Origin of the sequence: Gemmobacter caeruleus, from assembly GCF_008271655.1 — a bacterium.
GTDB lineage: Bacteria > Pseudomonadota > Alphaproteobacteria > Rhodobacterales > Rhodobacteraceae > Gemmobacter > Gemmobacter caeruleus.
In genome coordinates, this window is sequence record NZ_VKKX01000007.1 from 20,663 (window position 1) to 42,688 (window position 22,026).

Annotated in this window: 16 protein-coding genes and 1 tRNA gene; 2 read left to right on the top strand and 15 right to left on the bottom strand. The window is 65.2% G+C overall.

The window, feature by feature from the left end:
• Window positions 1-63 precede the first annotated feature (63 nt).
• The 7 genes from FOA17_RS01905 to FOA17_RS01935 all read right to left on the bottom strand — a co-directional run bounded on the left by FOA17_RS01905 (window position 64) and on the right by FOA17_RS01935 (window position 8,471).
• Window positions 64-843: a glycosyltransferase family 2 protein gene (locus FOA17_RS01905; protein ID WP_149139817.1), complete on the bottom strand. Its 780-nt coding sequence runs from the start codon at window positions 841-843 to the stop codon at window positions 64-66.
• Window positions 840-1,658: a glycosyltransferase family 2 protein gene (locus FOA17_RS01910; protein ID WP_149139818.1), complete on the bottom strand. Its 819-nt coding sequence runs from the start codon at window positions 1,656-1,658 to the stop codon at window positions 840-842. The genes FOA17_RS01905 and FOA17_RS01910 overlap by 4 nt, the downstream gene beginning before the upstream one ends.
• 4 nt (window positions 1,659-1,662) lie before the next feature.
• On the bottom strand, window positions 1,663-4,155 hold the full coding sequence (locus tag FOA17_RS01915; protein WP_149139819.1) for a glycosyltransferase: 2,493 nt from the start codon (window positions 4,153-4,155) through the stop codon (window positions 1,663-1,665).
• Window positions 4,156-4,193: 38 nt separating this feature from the next.
• On the bottom strand, window positions 4,194-5,255 hold the full coding sequence (locus FOA17_RS01920; RefSeq protein ID WP_149139820.1) for a hypothetical protein: 1,062 nt from the start codon (window positions 5,253-5,255) through the stop codon (window positions 4,194-4,196).
• A gap of 124 nt (window positions 5,256-5,379) precedes the next feature.
• Entirely contained in the window at window positions 5,380-6,528 is a 1,149-nt protein-coding gene (locus FOA17_RS01925; RefSeq protein ID WP_149139821.1) for an XcbB/CpsF family capsular polysaccharide biosynthesis protein, read from the bottom strand.
• Window positions 6,529-6,541: 13 nt separating this feature from the next.
• Window positions 6,542-6,979, bottom strand: coding sequence for a glycerol-3-phosphate cytidylyltransferase (gene tagD / locus FOA17_RS01930; protein WP_149139822.1), 438 nt, complete (start codon window positions 6,977-6,979; stop codon window positions 6,542-6,544).
• A gap of 121 nt (window positions 6,980-7,100) precedes the next feature.
• Complete coding sequence (locus FOA17_RS01935; RefSeq protein ID WP_149139823.1) at window positions 7,101-8,471, bottom strand: phosphohexomutase domain-containing protein; 1,371 nt, start codon at window positions 8,469-8,471, stop codon at window positions 7,101-7,103.
• A 230-nt stretch (window positions 8,472-8,701) separates the two neighbouring features.
• Here FOA17_RS01935 and ilvD point away from each other — a divergent pair, with 230 nt between their 5' ends.
• Window positions 8,702-10,540, top strand: coding sequence for a dihydroxy-acid dehydratase (ilvD, locus tag FOA17_RS01940; RefSeq protein WP_149139824.1), 1,839 nt, complete (start codon window positions 8,702-8,704; stop codon window positions 10,538-10,540).
• 117 nt (window positions 10,541-10,657) lie between these two features.
• Here ilvD and cysN read toward each other — a convergent pair whose 3' ends face one another.
• The 7 genes from cysN to FOA17_RS01975 form a co-directional block, all read right to left on the bottom strand.
• On the bottom strand, window positions 10,658-12,571 hold the full coding sequence (gene cysN / locus FOA17_RS01945; protein ID WP_149139825.1) for a sulfate adenylyltransferase subunit CysN: 1,914 nt from the start codon (window positions 12,569-12,571) through the stop codon (window positions 10,658-10,660).
• A 1-nt stretch (window position 12,572) separates the two neighbouring features.
• On the bottom strand, window positions 12,573-13,505 hold the full coding sequence (gene cysD, locus FOA17_RS01950; protein WP_149139826.1) for a sulfate adenylyltransferase subunit CysD: 933 nt from the start codon (window positions 13,503-13,505) through the stop codon (window positions 12,573-12,575).
• A 787-nt stretch (window positions 13,506-14,292) separates the two neighbouring features.
• Window positions 14,293-14,862: a hypothetical protein gene (locus tag FOA17_RS01955; protein ID WP_149139827.1), complete on the bottom strand. Its 570-nt coding sequence runs from the start codon at window positions 14,860-14,862 to the stop codon at window positions 14,293-14,295.
• Between the two features lie 390 nt (window positions 14,863-15,252).
• Complete coding sequence (locus FOA17_RS01960) at window positions 15,253-16,182, bottom strand: alginate O-acetyltransferase AlgX-related protein (protein WP_149139828.1); 930 nt, start codon at window positions 16,180-16,182, stop codon at window positions 15,253-15,255.
• 15 nt (window positions 16,183-16,197) lie between these two features.
• A complete protein-coding gene (locus FOA17_RS01965; protein WP_149139829.1) occupies window positions 16,198-17,646 on the bottom strand; it encodes an HlyD family secretion protein in 1,449 nt (482 codons plus the stop codon).
• 2 nt (window positions 17,647-17,648) lie between these two features.
• Window positions 17,649-20,132 carry a rhamnan synthesis F family protein gene (locus FOA17_RS01970; protein ID WP_149139830.1) on the bottom strand — a complete coding sequence of 828 codons (2,484 nt, stop codon included), beginning with the start codon at window positions 20,130-20,132 and terminating at the stop codon, window positions 17,649-17,651.
• A complete protein-coding gene (locus FOA17_RS01975) occupies window positions 20,126-20,356 on the bottom strand; it encodes a hypothetical protein (RefSeq protein ID WP_149139831.1) in 231 nt (76 codons plus the stop codon). Before FOA17_RS01975 ends, FOA17_RS01970 begins: the two co-directional genes overlap by 7 nt.
• A 445-nt stretch (window positions 20,357-20,801) precedes the next feature.
• Here FOA17_RS01975 and FOA17_RS01980 point away from each other — a divergent pair, with 445 nt between their 5' ends.
• On the top strand, window positions 20,802-21,722 hold the full coding sequence (locus tag FOA17_RS01980; RefSeq protein WP_149139832.1) for an NAD-dependent epimerase/dehydratase family protein: 921 nt from the start codon (window positions 20,802-20,804) through the stop codon (window positions 21,720-21,722).
• Between the two features lie 179 nt (window positions 21,723-21,901).
• On the opposite strand, the gene FOA17_RS01985 is transcribed toward FOA17_RS01980, so the two are convergent.
• A tRNA-Met gene (locus tag FOA17_RS01985) sits at window positions 21,902-21,978 on the bottom strand.
• Window positions 21,979-22,026 lie beyond the last annotated feature (48 nt).

The window sequence follows — 22,026 nt, forward strand, 5'->3', positions numbered from 1 at the left end:
CTGGAACGGGATGCCCTGCCATAGCCCCGGCGGGCGCCTGCCGCAATGGGGCGGCGGGCAGGTTCAGGGCCGCAGGAAGGCCAGCGCGCCGCGCCAGCCGCCCAGGGTGCGGCGATGGCGCAGGGCAAAGGCCAGCCGGGGCAGCAGGCTGGTCCAGCGGCCAAGCGCGCGGATCAGCACACGGCGGCGCACCGCCATGGCCTCGGGGCCCTGGGTCAGGCCCGAACTTGTCGCCGGGTGGCTGGCGGGCACCAGATCCACATGCCAGCCCTTCAGGCCCGCGCGCAGCGCGTCGCACAGAAAGATGTATTCGTCGCCCATCCAGTCGGGCGCGCCGGCGCCGAAACCCGGGTCAAAGCCGATGCCGGCCGCGCGGGCCCGGCCCGGGCGCAGCGCCAGTTCCGGCGTGCCGACCTTGCCGCAATTGAACCAGCGCGCGCGGGTGCCATCGGGGGCATAGCGCTTGCGCGGGCGGCCGGTTTCGTCGGTCAGCCGGGCGCAGAGGAAATCGGCCGCCGCCTCGCGATCACAGCGCGCGATCAGCGCGGCGATGCCTGCGGGGTGAAAGGTCAGATCGTCATCGGCGAACAGCAGCCAGTCGGTCGTCACCGCCGCCAGCGCGGCATTGCGGCTGCGGGCCACGCCCCGGCTGTCCAATGCGGTGACGGCGATATCGGGCCGGGCCGCGACCAGCCGGGCGGTGCCTGTGGCCACCGCCGCCGCCGGCCCCTGCACGAACAGGTGCCAGACCATATCGGGCATCGGTGGCAGGCGCTCCGGGCTCAGGCCCGCCAGCCGGTCGGCCATGGTGGAGAGCGCGATGGTCAGGCGCGGCGCGCTCATGCGGCCTCCGCCGGCGGCTGCGCGTCCTGCAACCAGCCCAATCGCCGGGCCAGCCCCGGCAGGCGGTGGCGCAAGACCCCGCGCAGCGCATAATGCCCGAAATACCAGGCCGCCTGCGGCAGCGGCAGGTCAAGCGCCTGGCGATACAGGGTCCAGGTATCCCGCGCCGCCCGGCCCTTGGCGGCCGAAAGCGAGGCCGGGTGTTCGCGATAGGTCATCAGGATCAGCGGCAGGCCCAGCACGGCGGGCGTGTCGCGCAACAGATCGAGCCAGAGCGCGAAATCCTGCCGCCGCCGCAGCGCGGGCATGGCGCGCGGGCCGAAATGCGCCCGGTCATAGATCGCGGTGGAACAGGCCACGGTATTGGTTTTCAGCAGATCGCCCCGGCTGGCCCGGGCGGGCACGCCCACCACCCGCCGCGCGCCGCTTGCGGCATCGACCCGTTCATAGGCGGTGCAGGAAAACGGCAGGCCCGCCGCCTGCATCGCCGCCAGTTGCAGCTCCAGCTTGCGGGGGTGCCAGCGGTCATCGGCGTCGAGAAAGGCGATGAAGCGGCCCCGCGCCGCCGCGATGCCCAGATTGCGCGCGGGCCCGGCCCCCTCTTGCCCGGCGCTGCGCAGCGGGCGCAGCCGCGGATCCGCCGCCGCCAGCCGTGCGACGATCGCCGGGCTTGCATCGGTCGATCCGTCGTCGATCAGCAGCGCCTCCCAATCGGTCAGGCCCTGCGCCTGCACCGAGGCCACCGTGCCCTCCAGCGTTCCGGCCGCGTTGAAGACCGGGATCACCACCGAGACAAGAGGGGCGGCGGCGGTCATGGCGTCACTCCGCGCCGCAGACGGTGCGATAGAATTCGGCCATGGTCTCGGCGGCATAGGTCTCGCCCAGACGATCGGCGCGGCGCGGCAGGCGGCCTGCCGCCGCCTCGGCCATGGCGGCGGCCAGCGCCGGCACCTCGGGGGCGACGATCACGCCCTGGCCATCCTTCAGCACGGCGCGGATGCCGGGAATATCGGTGCCGATACAGGGCGTGCCAAGGCAGAGCGCCTCCAGCAGCACCATCGGCTGCCCTTCGTAATCCGACGACATGACGCAGGCATCGGCGGCGGCCAGCAGCGGATAGGGATTGGCGACCTGACCCAGAAGATGCACCTGCGCGCCCAGGCCCAGCCGGTCGATCTGCGCGCGCAGTGTCTCCTCCAGCGGGCCGGTGCCGCAGATCATCAGCCGCGCCTGCGGGTGATCCTGCGCGATCTGCGCAAAGGCGTCGATCATGCGGTCATGGCGCTTTTCCGGCGACAGCCGCCCCAGCGTGACAAGGCGCGCGCCCGCGCCCTCGAACAGCGCCGCCGCCTCCGCGTGGCTTTCCGCCAGCGGCTGCGCCGCCAGCGTGGTGACGCGGCGCACATCCAGCGTGTTGCGCACGGTATGGCTGGTCAGGCCCGGCGGATAGAAGTCGGCCAGATGTTCGGCATTCACCTGCCGGGTTTCCTCGGACACCGCGACGATGCGGTCAAACCAGCGATAGGTCTGGAACACGCCGAACAATTGCTTCTGGTTCCGCGCCGCATCCTCGTTGGTATATTCCGCCCAGAGGTGGTTGTGCTGGTAGCAGACCTTCTGCGCGGCGTTGGAACAGGCGATCAGCCCGGTCCAGTAGGGCGCATAGCCGCCGAATTCGATGGCCAGATCAAAGCGCGCCTCGCCCAGCAGACGGCGGTTCTCGCGGGCGAAGATGGCGGCGATCTGCGCCATTTCCGCGTCATCCAGCCGGCCCGCGCCGCTGCGGAAGCGGTGATAGACCGGGCGCTCCGCCTCGGTCAGCAGCAGGTCGCCCACCCGCAGGATCCAGTTGCAGCGCGGATCGAAATCGCGGAACTGCGCCATGCGGTTGGCATCCTTGCCCATCAGGGGCGCGTCCAGCAGGATATAGGGGTCGTAGCGGTCGTAATCGAGATTGGCCATCAGCCCCTTGAGCGAGGAGGTGATGCCATTGGGCAGCATCCCCCCCGGCGCGATCAGCAGGCGCTGCCGCCCGTCGCCCGGCACGGCCGCCGGGGTCGCCGGCGCGCGCAGCGCCGCCAGGGCGCGGGGGGCGGCCTGGCCGTCCTCTTCGGGGATGAAGCGCGCGCGCATCGCGGGGTAATCGGCAAAATCCGACGGGCGCCGCCCGGTCCGGATCGCGGCGATCAGCCCGGGCAGGTCGCGCGTCTCGGCGCAGGGCAATTCGGCGGGTTGCAGATAGAGGCCCCGCTCGGTGCTGTAGCTCTCGATATCGGGGGTATGCAGCACGATCGGCCGGTCCACCGGCAGGAAATCGAACAGGATGCTGGAATAATCGCTGACCAGCACATCCACGATCGACATCAGATCGTTGATATTGTCATTGGCCGCGACCAGTGCGCCATTGGCCACCTGCCCGGCATCGCTGACCCGCACCATCTGATGGGCCGAGAACAGCACGAACCAGTCGGGGCCAAGCTGGCGGGCGATCTCGCCGTAAAGCTGGGCCTGTTCGTCGAAGACCGGGGCGATGGCGGTGGAATTGCCGCGCCAGGTGGGGGCGAACAGCACCACGCGCTGCGCGGGCGCGATGCCATAGCGGGCGCGCAGATCACCGGCGGGCACCGGGCAATGCAGCGTGTCATCAACCCGCGGCGCGCCGCCGCGCAGCAGGGCGGGGGCCACCAGCCGTTCCACGTCATAGGGGCGGATCGTGGCCCAGCGGTAATAATCGCTCAGATCCAGGATCAGATCCGCTTGCAGGAAATTGCGCTGCGTATTGGCCATGGAAACCAGCGGCGCCGCCATGTCGCGGCCCATGGCCTTCATCGGCACGCCATGCCAGGTGTTCAGGTAGCGCTGGCCGGGGCGGCGCAGGAACCAGGGCGGGAAGGTCACGTTATTGACCAGCGCGCCGGCCTCCAGCAGGGCGCGGCCATAATCGGCGCTGCCGGTCCTGACCAGGATCACATCGGGGTCATCGGCGATTTCGGCCGGCGGCACCGCGCGCGGGGCCGCGACCCAGACGATGCGCAAGGTGCCCGCCGGCACGGTGCGCCGCAGCGCACGATAGAGCGCCAGCGGATGATCGCCGAATTTCTTGCCCCAATAGCATTCGAACAGGATCGTGTCGGGGCGCGGCGCGATGCTGTCCAGCCCCGCGACATAGCTGCGGTGATCGGCGTGAAAGCCCATGGCCGCGCGGTAGCGCTGCCGCAACCCCGAGGACAACCGGCCATAGAGCCGGACCCGGCGCAGCCGCGCGTCGAGGGGTCTGAGGATCAGCAGGAACTTGCGAAGCAGGCGTTTCATGGCATGTCCAGTGCGGCAGCCCCGGCGGGGCGGTCCCCTCAGGCGCGGGGCCAGCGGGGTTCGAGATAGTCGGGGTGACCGGCGAAGTGGCGGGCGGTGACGGCGGCATTGCCGGCGTCAAAGCGCGCCTGAAAGGCCCGGGCCTGTGCGAGGCTGGCCTCGGCGCCCTTGCCCGAACAATGCGTCTCGACCCAGCGGACCAGCCGCGCGCGGCGGGCGGTCGGGCTCAGGGCCGGGGCCGACAGGATCTGGCGCAGCCCCGCGACGGCGCGGGGCGCCAGGGCACGGGCGGGGGCTTCGGTCGCGATCCAGCCCTCCAGCGCGGTGGCGGGGTCCGATCCCGCGCGCAGGGCAAGGTTGAACAGCCGCAGCAATTCCTGTCCGCCGGCATGGATGGAACTGTTGGAATCCGCCGGCCGTGTCAGGCCCGGATCGGCCGGATCCAGCCCCAGCAGCGCGCAGAAATCGGCGACGACCCCGCCCTGATCGGGCGGCGGCAGCGCCTTGTAGGGCCGCACCTCCAGGCGATCGGCGCCGAAGACCTGGCTCCAGCGCGCGAGGATCCCCTCCAGATCGAAATAGGTGAAGTAATTGTCGGTCATGTGCCGCGCGACATGTTCGTCGATCGTGTCGGCAAAGCCGTTGCGCAGCATGGTGGAATAGAGCGAGATCATCTGGTCGAATTGCGGGCGCACATAGACCAGGATGCGCAGATCGTCAAAGCCGGTGGCAAACAGGTCGCGAAAGCGGATCAGGTTGCGCGGCTGGCTGCACCGCGATTGCAGATGTTCGCTGGTGATGATGACCTCGCGCGCGCCATGCCGGGCGCGGGCGGTTTCCAGTTCCGCCAGATAGGCCGTGCGGGTCTGGTCGCGGAACGTCTCCAGCATGGCGGCATCGGTCAGGCCCTGCCGCTTCATCAGATCGCCGCTCTGGCCGAAATTCAGGCAGGACAGCGCCGCATGGCGGTGATCCTGGGCGCCGAGGCTTTCGGGCACGCAAAAACCCCGTGCCAGCAGGGCGGCGCGATTGGCGCGCAGAAAGGCCTGGATGCTGGTCGATCCGGTCTTGGTGGTGCCGATATGTACGGTCAGTCTCATGCCATGTCCGATATGCGGGCCCGGCCCGAGAGGCTGGCCGGCCGGGGGGCCGGCCCGGGGCCGGCTGCGGGATCGGCGCTGATTAGCAAGCCCCCCCCGCTGTTGCAACCGTCGCGCATCCGTCTCACCAGACGGTGTGCAGGCCGCTGGGCGGGGTCAGCCCGGCCAGATGCAGGTTCAGCTGCGACAGGGTATGGGCCACGGTCTTTGGTCCGACATCGGGATGGTTCTCGATGCCGGGATTGTCGGAGTCGAGAAACAGGAAACGGTCGCGGAAAGGGGTGATCAGCGTCGGTTCGATATAGGCGAATTGCGGCGAGCGGCGCGAACAGATCACCGACAGCTTCGCCTCCGGGTGCAGGGCGTTGCGGATCAGCGCCCGGAACCGCGCCTGTTTGGTGGCGGGAAAGGTGCCTTGGGTGAAATGCAGGTCGCGATGGACCTTGACGTAATGTTCGTCCGACAGGATCGGATCCACCGCCACCGCGCGCAGCCCATGGCGCAGCGCGTGAAAGGTGGCCGCCGTGCCCCCCTTCGAGGCGCCGTAAAGCACGATATTGTGCCGCGCCACCTTCAGCTCCGCCGCCGTCGCCGCGATCCGCGCCCAGATATGGGTCTCGTTCTGCGGCAGGGCCAGCGAATTGAGGTAGAACGACCCCAGAACCGCGCCGAAATCTGCGATGCGCAGGATATGGGTGTTCTGCGGCACATATTTCGGCAGCGAGGAGAAGTTCCGCTCGAAATGCCGCATCAGGCCGGGATTGTAGATCTTGGCCGCGATCGAGGAGAACACGACCAGCAACCGCGGCTCGCCCGGGCCGGGGGCGCGTTCCAGCGTGTGAAAGATCTCGTTCTCGTCCACCTGCACATGGCCCGCGATCACTTCGCGCCACAGATGGCGGATCCGGCGGTGCCGCACCAGCGAGGTGACCCCGTCGCGCAGCGCATAGACATGAAACCCCGCATTGGCCAGCGCCACCAGCTTGGCCCGCGTCTCGGCATTCTGCCGCGCGAGGTTGATCAGGCTGATGCCGGGATCGGGGTTGGCGCCGCTGTGATCGACATGCAGGAAATCCAGCGCGGGCTGTGTCTCCAGCCGGTGCCGCAGCGCCTCGATCGGCTCCGACAGGGGAATGCGGGCGCTGACGCGGGTATCCAGCACCTCGACCGCCTCTTTCGCACGGCTGATCCCGTCGCCCATGCCACGGCGCAGCCGGCGCGCCAGCCAGTCACGGTCGGTCAGACGGGACAGGATCTTGCGGGGCAGGCTCATCGCGGGGCCGCGATCACGAGGCCGGGGTTTCGGCCGCCGTGGGGGCGATGACCGGCTCGCCCGTCTGCGGATCCATCGTGTTGCGGATCATGGTCGAGGAAATCCCCTCGGTGCGCGGCAGATAGGTGACGGTGCAGAGATCGGAGAGGAAGTCGAACTTGCCTTCCCAGTCGCTGCCCATGGTGAAGATATCGACATGGTAAAGCGTCACATCCTGACGCTTCTGTTCCCAGGTGTTTTCCGGGATCACCAGATCGACATAGCGCAGCGCCTCCAGATGGGCCTTGCGTTCTTCCCAGCTGTGATAGGCCTTCTTGCCCTTGATCGCGTTGAATTCATCGGTGGACAGCGCGACGATCAGGTAATCGCCAAGCGCGCGGGCGCGTTGCAGCAGGCGGATATGGCCGTAATGCAGGGTGTCGAAAGTGCCGTAGGTCAGAACGCGCTTCATCACAGGATCCGGGGTAATGGGTTCCCGCTGTAAAGCGGCTTGCCCCCTGCGTTTCAAGCCCAAAACGCCCCGAAGCGGCCATGGCGGGGCGGGATCGGTGCTTTCCCGCCATGTTCGGCCGTCAGAGCCGCGCGGCCACGGCGGCGCGGGCGGCCTCCAGCAGGGCCCGGGCGGCGGCGGGGGTTTCGGCCTCGGCATAAAGCCGGAATTCGGGCGCATTGCCCGAGGGGCGCAGATGCAGCACACGCCCCGAGGCGAGGGTCAGCCGCAGCCCGTCGGTCAGGTCGCGCGCGGCCTCGGTCTCGGCCAGCCCGGCCAGCAGCGGCGCCGGATCGGCGGTCAGCCGCGCCAGCAGCGGCCCGGTCGCCTCGGGCGGGGTGTTTTCCAGCCGGTCGGTGGCGGTAAAGCGCGCGGGCTGGCGGGAGATGAGCGCGGAAAGCCCCCCGGCCTTGCGCGCCTCGGCCAGCACGGCGACCAGCGGCAACAGGCTGTCGCGCGTCATCAGCGGCGCCAGCATCCCGGCGGGGCCCTGCGCGGCAAAGCCCAGCAGAAAGCCGCCATTGGCCTCATAGCCGGCCACCTTGCCGCCCGCCGCCTCCATCGCGGCGATGACGAAGGGCGAGCCGATCTTCGTGCGGATCACCCGGCCAAAGGCGCCCGAGGCTTCGGCGCCGCTATTGGAGCTGACCGGGGTGACCACGATCTCGGCGCCCAGGGCGGCGGCGGTGATCTGGCCCAGGATATCGCCGGGGATCACCGCGCCCGTGCCATCGGCCAGCAGGGGCCGGTCGCCATCGCCATCGGTGGAAAGGATTGCCGCCAGCCCCGGCGCCCAGCCCGCCAGCGCGGCGCGGGCCTGATCGCTGACCGCCTCGGTATCGACGGGGACAAACGTCTCTGAACGGCCCAGAGGCACAGGTTCCGCCCCCAGCCCGGCCAGGGTTTCGGCCAGCAGGTCACGGCTGACCGCGCTGTGATCCCAGACCCCGATCCGCATCCCGGCCAGAGCCTGCGGCCCGAAGGCGGCGAGGATGCGCGCCCGCCAGGCCGCCCCCACGCCCGCCGCCTGCCGCCGGGCCGGGCCATGGATCGCGGGGTCGGCGGGGGCAGGGCGGGGCAGGGCTGCCAGAATGGCGGCCTCATGCGCCTTGGTGATCTCGCCCAGGGGGGTGTAGAATTTCAGCCCGTTGCGATCGGCCGGAATATGGCTGCCCGTCACCATCACCGCCGCCGCGCCCGCCTGCATCGCCGCCAGCGCCAGCGCCGGGGTTGGCACCGCGCCGCAATCGACCGTGGCCAGCCCCGCCGCCTGCGCCGCCGACAAGACCACCTCGGCCAGCGCGGGCGACGAGGGACGCAGGTCGCGCCCGACCCAGATGCCACTGCCCATGGGGCAGGCGGCGGCAAAGGCATGGATATGGGCCGCGACCAGATCGGGGGTCAGTTCGGTGACCAGCCCGCGCAACCCGCTTGTGCCGAATTTCGGTGCCATCTGCCGTCCCTTTCCCTGCCTTGCCCGCCTCTTGTCCGGTCAGGATGGCCCAAACCGCCGCCAAGGGCCAGAGGCGGGCCAGGGGAGAAGGGGCCGGCCCGGGTCCGGGATGGGATGGGGCAGGGCGCCCGCTCCTTGTCTTTTGGGGCGAAAATGCAGGCGGGCGGTTGATTTTTGCCGCCCGAAAGCGCACTCATCACCCCCGAACCGCCAGCCTTTGGATCTCAGACATGCCCGCATACCGTTCCCGCACCACCACCCATGGCCGCAACATGGCGGGGGCCCGTGGCCTCTGGCGGGCGACCGGGGTGAAGGACAGCGATTTCGGCAAGCCGATCATCGCCATCGTCAACAGCTTTACCCAATTCGTGCCGGGGCACGTTCACCTGAAGGATCTCGGTCAGATGGTCGCCCGCGAGGTCGAGGCCGCGGGCGGGATCGCCAAGGAATTCAACACCATCGCGGTGGATGACGGCATCGCCATGGGCCATGACGGGATGCTGTATTCGCTGCCCTCGCGCGAGCTGATCGCCGACAGCGTGGAATATATGGTCAATGCCCATTGCGCCGATGCGATGGTCTGCATCTCCAACTGCGACAAGATCACCCCCGGCATGCTGATGGCGGCGATGCGGCTGAACATCCCGGCGATCTTCGTCTCAGGCGGGCCGATGGAGGCGGGCAAGGTCACGCTGGGCGACGGGCGCAAGGTCGCGCTCGATCTGGTGGATGCCATGGTGGCGGCGGCAGACGAAAACGTCTCGGATGCCGATTTGCAGGCCATCGAACAGGCGGCCTGCCCGACCTGCGGGTCGTGTTCGGGCATGTTCACCGCCAATTCGATGAACTGCCTGGCCGAGGCGCTTGGCGTGGCGTTGCCGGGCAATGGCTCGACCCTGGCGACGCACGCCTTCCGCAAGGGGCTGTTCCTGGAAAGCGGGCGGCGGGTGCTGGATCTGGCGCGGCGCTATTATGAGCAGGACGATACCAGCGTGTTGCCGCGGTCGATCATGAACAAGGCCGCGTTTGAAAATGCCATGGCGCTGGATATCGCCATGGGCGGCTCCACCAATACGGTGCTGCATATCCTTGCGCTGGCGCAGGAAGGCGGGGTCGATTTCACCATGGACGATATCGACCGGCTGTCGCGCAAGGTGCCCTGCCTGTGCAAGGTCGCGCCCAACAAGGCCGATGTGCATATGGAAGACGTGCATCGCGCCGGCGGCATCATGGCCATTCTGGGCGAGCTGGATCGTGGCGGGCTGATCGCGCGCGATTGCGCCACGGTGCATGCGCCCTCGATCGGGGCGGCCATCGACCAGTGGGATATCGCGAAGTCGAACAACCCCGAGGCGCGCAAGCTGTTCCTGGCCGCGCCGGGGGGCGTGCCCACGCAAACCGCCTTCAGCCAGTCGTCGGAATGGCCGGATCTGGATACCGACCGCCAGAACGGCGTCATCCGCTCGGCCGAGACCCCGTTTTCCAAGGATGGCGGGCTGGCGGTGCTGAAGGGCAATATCGCGCTGGATGGCTGCATCGTGAAAACCGCCGGGGTGGACGAATCCATCCTGAAATTCACCGGCAAGGCCGTGGTCTTTGAAAGCCAGGATGCCGCCGTCTATGGTATTCTGAACGGCAAGGTTGTCGCGGGCGATGTGGTGGTGATCCGCTATGAAGGGCCGAAGGGCGGCCCTGGCATGCAGGAAATGCTCTATCCGACCAGCTATCTGAAGTCGAAGGGCCTGGGCAAGGCCTGCGCGCTGATCACCGATGGCCGTTTCTCGGGCGGCACCTCGGGCCTGTCGATCGGCCATGCCTCGCCCGAGGCGGCGGCCGGCGGCACCATCGGCCTGGTGCGCGATGGCGACCGGATCGAGATCGACATCCCGAACCGCACCATCCACCTGGCCGTGCCGGAGGCCGAACTGGCCACCCGCCGCGCCGCGCAGGATGCGCAGGGCTGGAAACCGGCCGAACCGCGCAAGCGCCAGATCTCGACCGCGCTGAAGGTCTATGCGCAATTCGCGGCCTCGGCCGACAAGGGGGCGGTGCGCGTCCTGCCGGAGTGATCCGGCATCCGCGCGGGGGAGCCGTGCGCGTCCTGCCGGAGTGATCCGGCAAAACCGCTGACGCAATGAAAAAGGCCGGGCACAGCGCCCGGCCTTTTCCTTGATCTGGCCCCGCGATCAGCGCGCCAGCAGCGCGGCCACGATGCGGTCGGCGGCTTCCTCGGCCGACAGATCGACGGTGTTCACCGTGATCTCGGCCAGTTCGGGCGCCTCATAGGGGCTGTCGATGCCGGTGAAGTTCTTGAGCTGCCCCGAGCGGGCTTTCTTATAAAGCCCCTTCACGTCGCGCGCCTCGGCCACGTCCAGCGGCGTGTTCACGAAGACCTCGATGAATTCGCCCTCGGCCATCAGATCGCGCACCATCCGGCGTTCCGACCGGAAGGGCGAGATGAAGGCGGTCAGCACGATCAGCCCGGCATCGGTCATCAGCTTGGCCACCTCGCCCACGCGGCGGATGTTTTCCACCCGGTCGGCATCGGTGAAGCCCAGATCGCGGTTCAGCCCGTGGCGCACATTGTCGCCATCCAGCAGGAAGGTGTGCTTGCCAAGCGCATGCAGCTTTTTCTCCACCAGATTGGCGATGGTGGATTTGCCCGACCCCGACAGGCCGGTGAACCAGACCACGGCGGGTTTCTGGGTCTTGAGCGCGGCATGGGCCTCGCGGTTCACATCGACGGCCTGCCAGTGGATGTTCTGGCTGCGGCGCAGCGCGAAATGGATCATGCCGGCGGCCACGGTCGCATTGGTCATGCGGTCGATCAGGATGAAACCGCCCAGATCGGGGTTCACCGCATAGGCCTCGAACGGGATCGCCCGGTCGGTGGAGATATTGACCACGCCGATGGCATTGAGGCCCAGCGTCCTGGACGCCAGATGCTCCAGCGTGTTGACGTTGACCTCGTATTTCGGCTCGGTCACCGTCGCCGTCACGGTCTGCGTGCCGATCTTCAGCAGATAGGGCCGGCCCGGCAGCATGGCATGTTCGTCCATCCAGACCAGCGTCGCCTCGAACTGGTCGGCCACCTCGCAGGGCGCATCGGCCCGCACGATGACATCGCCGCGCGAACAGTCGATCTCGTCGGTGAAGGTCAGCGTGACCGACTGGCCGGCAATCGCCTGATCCAGATCGCCGTCAAAGGTCGGGATCGACTTGACCGTGGTGGTCTTGCCCGAGGGCAGCACCCGGATCGCATCGCCCGGGCGCACCACGCCGGCGCCGATCTGCCCGGCAAAGCCGCGGAAGTCGAGGTTCGGGCGGTTCACCCATTGCACCGCCATGCGGAAGGGCTGGTCCAGCATCCGCGCATCGTTGACCGGCGCCTCTTCCAGATGTTGCAGCAGTGTCGGCCCCTGATACCAGGGCATGCCGCTGCTGCGCGCGGCGATATTGTCGCCCTTCAGCCCGGAAATCGGAATCGGCAGAAAGCTTTCCATCCCGATCTGCTGGGCGAAATGCGAGTAATCCTTCACGATCTCGTAAAAGCGTTCCTGGCTGTAGCCCACCAGATCCATCTTGTTGATGGCCAGCACGATGTTCTTGATGCCCAGAAGCTGCACCAGATAGCTGTGCCGCCGGGTCTGGGTCAGCACGCCCTGCCGCGCGTCGATCAGGATCACCGCCAGATCGGCGGTCGAGGCGCCGGTGACCATGTTGCGGGTATATTGTTCATGGCCGGGGGTATCGGCCACGATGAACTTGCGCTTTTCGGTGGCGAAAAAGCGATAGGCCACGTCGATGGTGATGCCCTGTTCACGCTCGGCCGCCAGACCATCGACCAGCAGCGCGAAGTCGATATCGCCGCCCTGGGTGCCCACGGCCTTGCTGTCTTTCTCAAGGCTCGCCAGCTGATCCTCGAAGATCATCTTGGTGTCATAGAGCAGGCGCCCGATCAGCGTCGATTTGCCGTCATCGACCGATCCGCAGGTGATGAAGCGCAGCATGGTCTTGTGCTGATGCTTGAGCAGATAGGCGTCGATATCCTCGGCGATCAGGGCGTCGGTGACGTAGACGGGGTCTTGGGTCGCGGTCATCTCAGAAATACCCCTCTTGCTTCTTCTTCTCCATCGAGGCCGACTGATCGTGGTCGATGGCGCGGCCCTGACGTTCCGACGTGGTGGTCAGCAGCATTTCCTGAATGACCTCGGGCAGGGTTTTCGCCTCGGATTCCACGGCCCCGGTCAGCGGATAGCAGCCCAGCGTGCGGAAGCGGATCGAACGCATGACCGGCGTCTCGCCGGGTTCCAGCGGAAAGCGGTCATCGTCCACCATCAGCGTGAGGCCGTTGCGGATGACCGTCGGGCGCGGCGCGCTGAAATACAGCGGCACGATCTCAATGCCCTCGAGGTGGATATATTGCCAGATGTCCAGCTCGGTCCAGTTCGACAGCGGGAAGACCCGGATGCTTTCGCCCTTGGACTTGCGGGTATTGTAAAGCTTCCACAGTTCCGGGCGCTGGTTCTTCGGATCCCAGCGGTGATTGGCCGAGCGGAACGAGAACACCCGTTCCTTCGCGCGCGACTTTTCCTCGTCGCGGCGCGCGCCGCCAAAGGCCACGTCGAAATTCCACTTGGTCAGCGCCTGTTTCAGACCCTCGGTCTTCCACATGTCGGTATGCAGGCTGCCATGGTCAAAGGGGTTGATGCCTTTCTCCATGGCTTCGGGGTTGTGATGGACCAGAAGGTCCATCCCCGCATCCCGGGCGGCCTTGTCGCGCAGGTCATACATCGCCCGGAATTTCCAGGTCGTATCGACATGCAGGAGCGGAAAGGGCGGCGGGGCCGGATAGAAGGCCTTTTTCGCCAGATGCAGCATGCAGGCACTGTCCTTGCCCACGGAATAGAGCATCACCGGGTTCTCGGCATTGGCCGCCACTTCCCGCATGATGTGGATGCTCTCGGCCTCCAGCCGTTGCAGGTGGGTCAGCGTGGCCTGGCTGATCCCGGCCGCGGTGCTGGTCGTCGTCATGGAAGACCTCTTTGAATTTTGCTGGCGGCGGTGTCGCAAATTTTCGCGCCGCGTCCAAGGGGCACAGGCGGGGATTGCGGGGATTTCCGCGCCCTGCGCGAAAAATGCCGCGGAAAACAAGCCGCCCCGGGGCACTCCGGCGCGATCCTGTCCCGCCATGCCGCCCGCGGCGCGAACAGCCTTCCGGCCCCGGCGCGCCTGGCGGGAGGCGGTTCTTTTCCGGCAGGCACAGCAAGGGCCCGGCCTGCGGTCGCGGGGGCGTCCCGGTCGCGCTCTGGTGGCTGCCTCTCCAGGGTGGATACCAGCTTGAAGCCCGCTCAACCCGCAATATGAATGCAGGAAGGGGCTGTCGGAAACCGGCCATACCGCCCGCTGGGGCGAAACGCGCAACGGCCAAAAAAGTTAGTCAAGTATTCTGCTCTTGCCGGCATGGCGCTTCCGGCTTTGGCTTATGGTGCGCTCACCCTGCCGAGTGATATGAGCCATTGGGCCGGTTTTTTCTGGCGCATCCGTCTTTCTCGGAATTGCCGCGATATTGTTTGGGATCATTCTTCCGGTAACATATTCGGCAATGTTCCCCAGGGCCCTTCAGTTCAGGTCATATTTTAATGAGAGATGGAGGAATCTGGCCTGGCTGCGCTGTTCTTTATTCGGGGCATGGAGAAGTGACCGGGGAAATCGGCGTGATCGACCCGGTGGATCTGCACATGCTAAGCCAGGCCGTGTCTGACCCTCGTTTCAAATTTTATGCCAAACGTGACGCTCGACATTTCAAGCGTGGTGAGATTTATTTCCATTTCAATACCTCTACGACTACGTTGTTACCAATTATCAGCAGGGCGATAGTTTTAATGCCATTTGACACTTCACCTATAAACATCATTTTGTATATCAGATTCCCACACTCGCTTGTGGGCTCAACAAACGGACCGCTTATCGTCTCATATTTTCCCATATCTATTTGACTGAATTTCTGAAACTCCTCCCTGTAGCGCCTCGTGTCCCTTTCGCACTTCTCTCCCTCTCTAGTGTAAACATCTGCCCTTTTTTTTGTGAATTGATCATTGTTAAAACTTGTGAGGGCAAGACCAGAACGAAGGCGCACATCCCCGCCCATGCTTATTTCTTTTATGCAGTCACCTCTCCAGCTTTCTATCAGCACTAGTTCTTTCTCTGGACTGTAATATGCCTTTGGAGCCGCTGGTTCTCCTTGTTCAATTTCCCCCAGCAGTATAAAATTTTGATCAGCCGAGTCATTCTTGCACATGTTGCTGGATGCTGGATTGGTCGGGGTGCAAGCCTGGAGTTGACCGAGTATAATTGCTGCTACCACGATTTTTATTTTCAATTTGTGCATGCTGATATCTCCCGAGAGATGACGAGGCGGGCGCAGGTCAATTTAGTGATAGGGTTATGTTTCGGGTATATGGGTGTGCGCTCGGCGGTGTCGGATGTTTGCGCAAATTTTAACGTGGTGATCCTCATGCAGCCAGAGGTAAAGCCGAATGTCGGAAATCCAGAAGGCTTATCCATCTGATCGCCCCTCCTGAACACACGCTTACTTGGTGGGCGCATGACTAGTTATAGCCCTAGGGTGGTTCTTAGATTTCCTTCATCTCTGTATGCGTGTCCACTGAAATCTTGAGTTCCGTCATTTAAGTGCAAAAGCTGACAGATTATAACATAATCAAGCTTATCCGATGTTTCTGTCGGTGTGAAACGCGCCCCTGATCCGACCGAAAACGCCCTATTGCGTGACAGTGGCAAGGGCGCGTGAATCGATCAGGTCGCTCCAGAGTTCGGCAAATCCCGGATCCGGGTTGGTGCCGCGTCCCTGCATCAGGGGCCATGCCAGGAAATGCGGTCTTTCCGCATCCGGCTGGACCGAAGGAAAATAGCGTTCGGCCATGCCACCGAAAATGTCATCCGGGGCCACGGCATTGAGCATCTCGCTATGGAAGAACGGTGTGCGCAAAAAGATGATCGTCCGCCAGTAGCGCGCCAGTTCCCCCAACATGGACCGGAAGAAGGAGTCGCCGAAGATGAGCAACCGCCGCTCTGAAACCGCCTGTTCCGACCGGATCAGATGGATGATCCCGTTATTGCCGGCTTGCAGGCCGCTCGAGGCGGATTGCAACGCGGGAACGCCCGGCAGCACAAGCCGGCTTTCCTCGGGGGGTGGGTCACACTGGACGGCAAGATCGCCCCGATAACCCGACTTCAGGCTGGCCTGTGCCACGATCTGCGCGAAATGGTCAGGATCGTCATGGCCAAAGGCCGCACTGGCGGCCGCGCGGGCCAGGCAGGCCGCACCCAGCGGGCTGTAATGCGTATCGGTTTTCAGTTGCCGTTCCGGGTAGGGGGCGATCAGATCCCAGGGGTAATGCAGATCGTCGGGCCAGGAAGCGTCGCGCAGCGCGGCCCGCAGGACCGATTGCCCCTGCCCGGCGCCAAGGCTGCCGGGAAAGGTGATCGGATCGGGAAATACCCATTGCGAGAAACTGATGCCGCGCCCGGCACAGATCTCGCGCCGCTGCCGATGGTTGGACAGGAACGTCTCGACGGTGCCGGCCGCCGGTCTGGTCTCTCCGGTGAACAGACGCAGCACATTGTGCCGGCCCCCGACCAGGAGAAGCCGGCCATCCTCACCTTGGCGGATATTCTCGGGTATCTGCATGAATGCGTGTTGCCCTCAGGACCGGCCAAGGCGCCGGAGCAGGCGGGACAGGCTGCGCAGCGGCTGGGTCAGCTTCCATGAGGTGCTGCCCTGCATCTGGGTCATGCGGCCTTGCATCTGGGCGAGTTCGGCCCTGGACCTGGCTTTCTGGGCCTCGGCGGCCTGTTTCTGCTCGGCCAACCGCGCCTGTGCCGCGTCCCGCTCTGCGGCCAGGCGGGACAATGTGCCAGTCTGGTTGCCAGCCTGGGTGCCGATCGGGGCCGCATCCACGGCGCCCGGCACGGTATGGCCGGCGATCAGGGCAAGGTTCGTATCAAGCTGACGGTGGCGTTGCACGGAGACGCGGGCCGTATGGCCGGCCAGATCACGCCGCACCTGCGCCTGCTCTTGCTCCATCTGCCCCAGGCGTTGCTCCTGCTGGCGTAGGCGTTGTTCCAGCGCGGAGATGGTTTCCGGCACGCCCTTATGGGCGGTCTCCAATGTGGCCAGCCGTCCGCTCAATTCGCGCAGATCCGCGGCCTGGCGTGTCGTCAGATCCAGCAGATTGCCGAGCAGGGCATCAATCAGCTCTGCCGGCTCATAGGGAGGCGGGGCGCTGACCGGTTCTGTCGCGAGGTCGATGCCAAAGCGGGTGCGGATTTCCTGCCAGACCGGCTCATGCCCGGTGATGACATCGGCAAGCGTGTCATAGGCATAGAGATGCGCGAACTTGTCGGAGAGCTTGCGCGGCAGCCCGTTTGTGAGCAGAGGCAGAACCTGCTGGTTATAGGCATTGGGCAGCATCGGGGCCTTGAAGTGGCTGTTGAATGCCGTGCGCAGCAGCAGGTCGGCCGGCGCGGGCCGGGCCTGAAGGTTCCGCGACGCCGGCGGAAGATCCGCACCGATCTGGGTGCTGAAATCCGCGAAGAGGTCCGTCTTGCGATCGAACAGCCGGACATGGATCCGCTCGCCCAGAGTTTCGTGCCAGCTCAGGATGTGATCGTATTGCTGGACCAGGCGGCGGGCGACATCCTGCACGGGGGCGACCGGGCCCATATTGGTCTTGTGATAGGCGCCCCATTGCGCGCAGGCCGAGGGAAGCCAGCTGCCGGCCGGCCGCGCATAGATCAGAACCCGAAGGGGAATCTGTTCTGCCAGGGCAGAGAAAAACGGGCTCAGCGCGCGGCCCCATTCGAGATATTCCTCGTTCGACACCAGAAAGCGGGTGAAGCCCTCGTGCGCCGCGCGCTCCTGGACATGGGCGACCAGACGCGCGGCGGATTGCTGTTGCCGCTCGGGTGTCTGGCGCAGGAATTTCTGGAAACCGCCATAGCCCTCAAAGGCCGGATCGACCATTCCCATCCACATGCCGAGATAGCAAAGCCCTGCGTCGCGCAGGACCGTTTCGCTGTTTTCCGACAATGCAGCTTGCAACGAGGTCGTGCCGGTCTTGCCCATGCCGACATGGAAAATCAGTTCGACCATCGTCACACTCTCCGCTCGTCAATCTTGTGTACGAACACCGCATCCAGCCCGCATTGTGCGGCCATCGCAGGCCAGAGGCGTTCGATCAGGTGAAATTCTGTCCCGTCATTCGGGATCGGTTCATTAGGCCATAGATAGGCCGGGCCGAACAGGGCGCGCATGGCGTCGATGACGGGGCGCCGGACCCAGAACATATTGCCGATCGGGAACAGCAGCGGATGGGCCGGCAGCGGCCCCGGCATCGCCTTGGCAAAGCGCGGCAGCATCTTTCGGGCGGCGCTCCATCCGACATAATGCGGATCGAGCGGTGCCACCAGACCGACTCGCGGATCGGCGATCTCGCGCAGTGCCGAGGGCAGGCTTGTGGCATCGCCCAGCAGGACGCGCAGCAGGAACTTGCGCCAGACATCGCCGCCGGTGGCCGATGCCAGCGATTTCTTCTGATGCACATGGCACCAGATCTCGTCCTGCCCGGCAACGCCGCCGGGGGCGAACAGATCGAGGAATGGCAGGATGTCACGTCCGCGATTGGGCACCAGCACGATCTCGGGCATCAGCCCCTCTGCGGCCATCAGCGCCGCGATCTCGCTGCGCTTTTCCTCGGTATCGGTGGTCACGACGATGCGCCGTGCCAGGTGATAGGTCTGGTGATTGCGCAGATCCTCGGCCAGTTCATCCGTGTAGAAGGCGTGAACATGCAGCGAAAAGGCCGGCAGATCGGCCTGCATCTCCTGCGGCGGGATATCTGCATGGGCGGCGACACGCATGCCGCGATGGACCCAGTTGTCAGACTGGCGAAGACTGCGTTCCACCTCGGCAATGTCACGCCACAACATGCGGCGGCCATAGGTCTGGATCTTTTCACGCGCGCGTTGGCGCAGCGGCCGGTCCTCGTCCGAGGTGCCAAAGAGGATCGGCAGGTCAAAGGTCGAGGCGCCGATGACAAAATGGTCCTGTTGCGCCAACCTCTCCCGCAGGGCGGTGCGGAGCTGGAGAAAGACATTGAAGTCGGCCGGCGCGGCAGCCGGCACCGCGTCCTGCCCTGTCTTGGGGGGCAGCGCCAGCAGGGCGAGCAGGGCGGCTTCGGGATCCGCATAATCGACGCCGATCAGGCGGTCGGTCCCCTGATAGGCCGCGTCGGAAAAGCCGGTACCGCCCTCGAAATAGACGACCCGGCACCCCTGCGCGAGGGCGTCGAAGACGACATTCGGCAGCGGGTCGAGCCGCGAGGACACGAACATCGCATCCGAGGCCTGCATGACAGCCTGATATTCGTCGCCAGCGGGCAGGAGGAACAGGTTGCCCTGTGGATCATTGGCCCCGATCTGGCGCAGGTGATAGTCGAACCAGGTGCCAAATCCCATATCCTCGAAGTTCTGGCCCGCGCCGATCCAGAGGAAAACCGTGTCGTCGCTGCGGCGCCGGGCCATCCGGGAGACCATGAGAAAGATGTCGCTGCCCTTGCGCCACTGCAGATGGCCGGCGCCACAGATGATGCGGGTCCCGGTCAGATCCCGGCCCAGCAGGCCCGAGAGATGCGCCCGTGCCGCGTCGCGCTCCTGATCCGGAAGGGTGCCGAACATGGCGGGGCGTTGCGCGATGATGCTGGTATCGCGCGCCATGTCGAAGTCGATATCGGTGAGCCGCCCCTGCCAGGAATCCCTCACATGTTCGGACGAGAAGACGACAATATCGGAAAACAGGCCGGTGAAGGTGGATTTCCAGACCGGGAATGTGTAGTCGGCATATTCGTGGATATAGGAGGCGAAGGGGATCTCGCGCGCGACCAGAGGGCGAATGAAGGGCACACATTCGACCGAGTTCAGGATCGCGAATTCGATCTGCGAGAAGGCTTCATGTTGCGTGAACTTGAAATCTTCCATCGGATTGGGGGAGATGACGACCATGCAGGCCCCCTCCAGGAAACTGTCCAGCAGATCCCCGCCCCGCAGGGCCGCGACAATGACATTGTGATCCCGGGCCGCCTCGCGCATCAGATCGCGCCCGACCACGGGGGCCCCAGTGCGCGACATCTCATGAACGCAGATCAGGACGGTCGGCCATTCCGGGCGGAAGGGCTGGGTGCCGGCCATCTGGTTGCGCCGGATCTCCGCCAGGGTCTTGCGCCCCTCGGACGCGCCGAACCGGAGATAGTGGTCCAGCGCGTTCATGTTGGCCGAGGCAATGTCAGGGTAAAGGGTCAGGTAATGCTGCCGCGAGAAATGCGATACCATCGCATCGACGGGGGCCCCCAGGCAGATCAGCTCATAGGCCAGATGCTGCGCGCCGGGGATGCCGGCCCGCAGCGCCGCCACGAGATCGGGGTCGATCACCAGATCTTCAAGCACGGCCCCCATGGCCGGGCTCTGGTCTTTCAGTGTCGCATAGGCCTTGGCGCGGGAGCGTGCCGCGGGGCTGTGAAACTGCGGTCGCGCCTCGAAAACCCCGGCAAGGGTCGCGTATTTGCGCCAGATCGCATCTAGCATTCGGAAGGCCCCTGAAAGAATTCCGTGAGCAGCAGCGCGAAGTCGGGATCCGTCAGATCGCAGTCGCGCAGCCTTGCCGCAAAGCCCTGCAACAATGCCCCTGCGGCAAGGGCACGCCCGAGCGAGAGTGCCGCGATCGAATCCCCCGCCCCCAGCGTCAGCCGGATCTCCAGATCATCGGGCAGGTCCGCGGGCAGGGCCTCGACATGAGGGCTGTTGATCATGACAAGGGGCAGCCCCGCCCCGCGCAGGCGAAACCGCAACGCATGAGCCGCGCCCGTAAACCAGCCCGCCGCAGTGCCCTGCGGGTGAAGCCATTCGATGACAATATCCGCCGACGGGAGATGCGGATCCCCTGCCCTGCCCATCATCACCAGAGGCAGGTCAGGCCATCTTTGGCGGCAAAGCGCGGGCAGTTCGGAATTCGCCCCCGCCTGAGGCGTCAGTAGCAACATGTTGGAATCGCACAGTCAGGCGCGCCGGATGCAGCACGCGGCCCTCTTTGCGGCCCGTGATACTGGACCACTGCCAGAGCGTCCACTGCTTTCCGCCGATTGTTTCTGTCATGGGTTGAACAACCCGCTGCTTCTTTTAAATTGCGCGTGCATTTCTGCCCAGGTGGCCCCGGTGCTTTGGCGCTGTGGCAAGATATGGAACCATATACGGGACATGGCCCCCAGAACGCTCGTCATAGGAGGATGCGGCTTTATCGGCTCGCATGTCGTCGATCATCTCCGCGCGCGCGGCGCCGCTGTCAGGGTGCTGGATCGCAGACCCGAAGCCTTCCGCCCGCCGCTCGAGGGGGTGGAATATGTCTTTGGCGACTTTTCGGACACGAGCCTGATCTACGAGGCGCTCGAAGGCGTCGATGCGGTGTTTCACGGTGCCAGCACAACGGTCCCTGCCACCTCAAATCTCGATCCCGTGGCCGATATTACCGGCAACCTCATCGCGACGGTGCGGCTGCTGGAGATCCTGCGCAACAAACCTGTTCGCAAGCTTGTCTACCTGTCCTCTGGCGGCACGGTCTATGGCATTCCGAAAACCGAGCGCGTCCACGAGGATCATCCGCAGAACCCGATCAATTCCTATGGGATCGTGAAGACGGCCATCGAGAAATACATCTACATGGAGCAGGAGCTTCATGGCCTTCAACCCGTCATCCTGCGGGCGTCTAACCCCTATGGTCCGCGCCAGGGCCATACCGGCATTCAGGGGATCATCGGCACATATCTGTGGAAGCTGCACCGGCAGGAACTGATCGAGGTCTGGGGCGACGGTTGCGTCGTGCGGGACTACATCTATGTGAAGGATCTGGCCGGACTCTGCGTCGAGGCGCTGATGCAGCCGGCAACCGGGTGCTTCAACGCCGGTTCCGGGACCGGGCATTCGGTCAATGACATCGTCCGGGTCGCGCTGGAAACCACCGGATGCGAGACCCAGGCAATCTACAAGAGCGGCCGCGCCTACGATGTCCCGCGTATCGTCCTGGATATCGAAAGAGCCCGCGCCGCTTTTGGCTGGCACCCGCGCATGTCGCTGGAAGCCGGGCTTGCCGAAACCTGGTCCTGGGTGCAATCCCAGAGATAGGCCCGGAGAGGCACCTGCCTGTCCGGCCATGATCCGCTTGACCCGGTGATGCGACGTAAGCGGCGTTGCTGTCTTTTCAGGCGGGCCTGGTCCGATATTCACGCTGGCACCATGGCGCGCAACGCAAAAAAGCCGCCCGTTGGGGCGGCTGGTAACGTCTTTGATCTGTATCGGGATTTTGGTTGCGGGGGCAGGATTTGAACCTGCGGCCTTCAGGTTATGAGCCTGACGAGCTACCGGGCTGCTCCACCCCGCGTCAGGGTGTTTTGTATCGTTGATGGGGTCTTTTCTAGGTTTGGCGGTG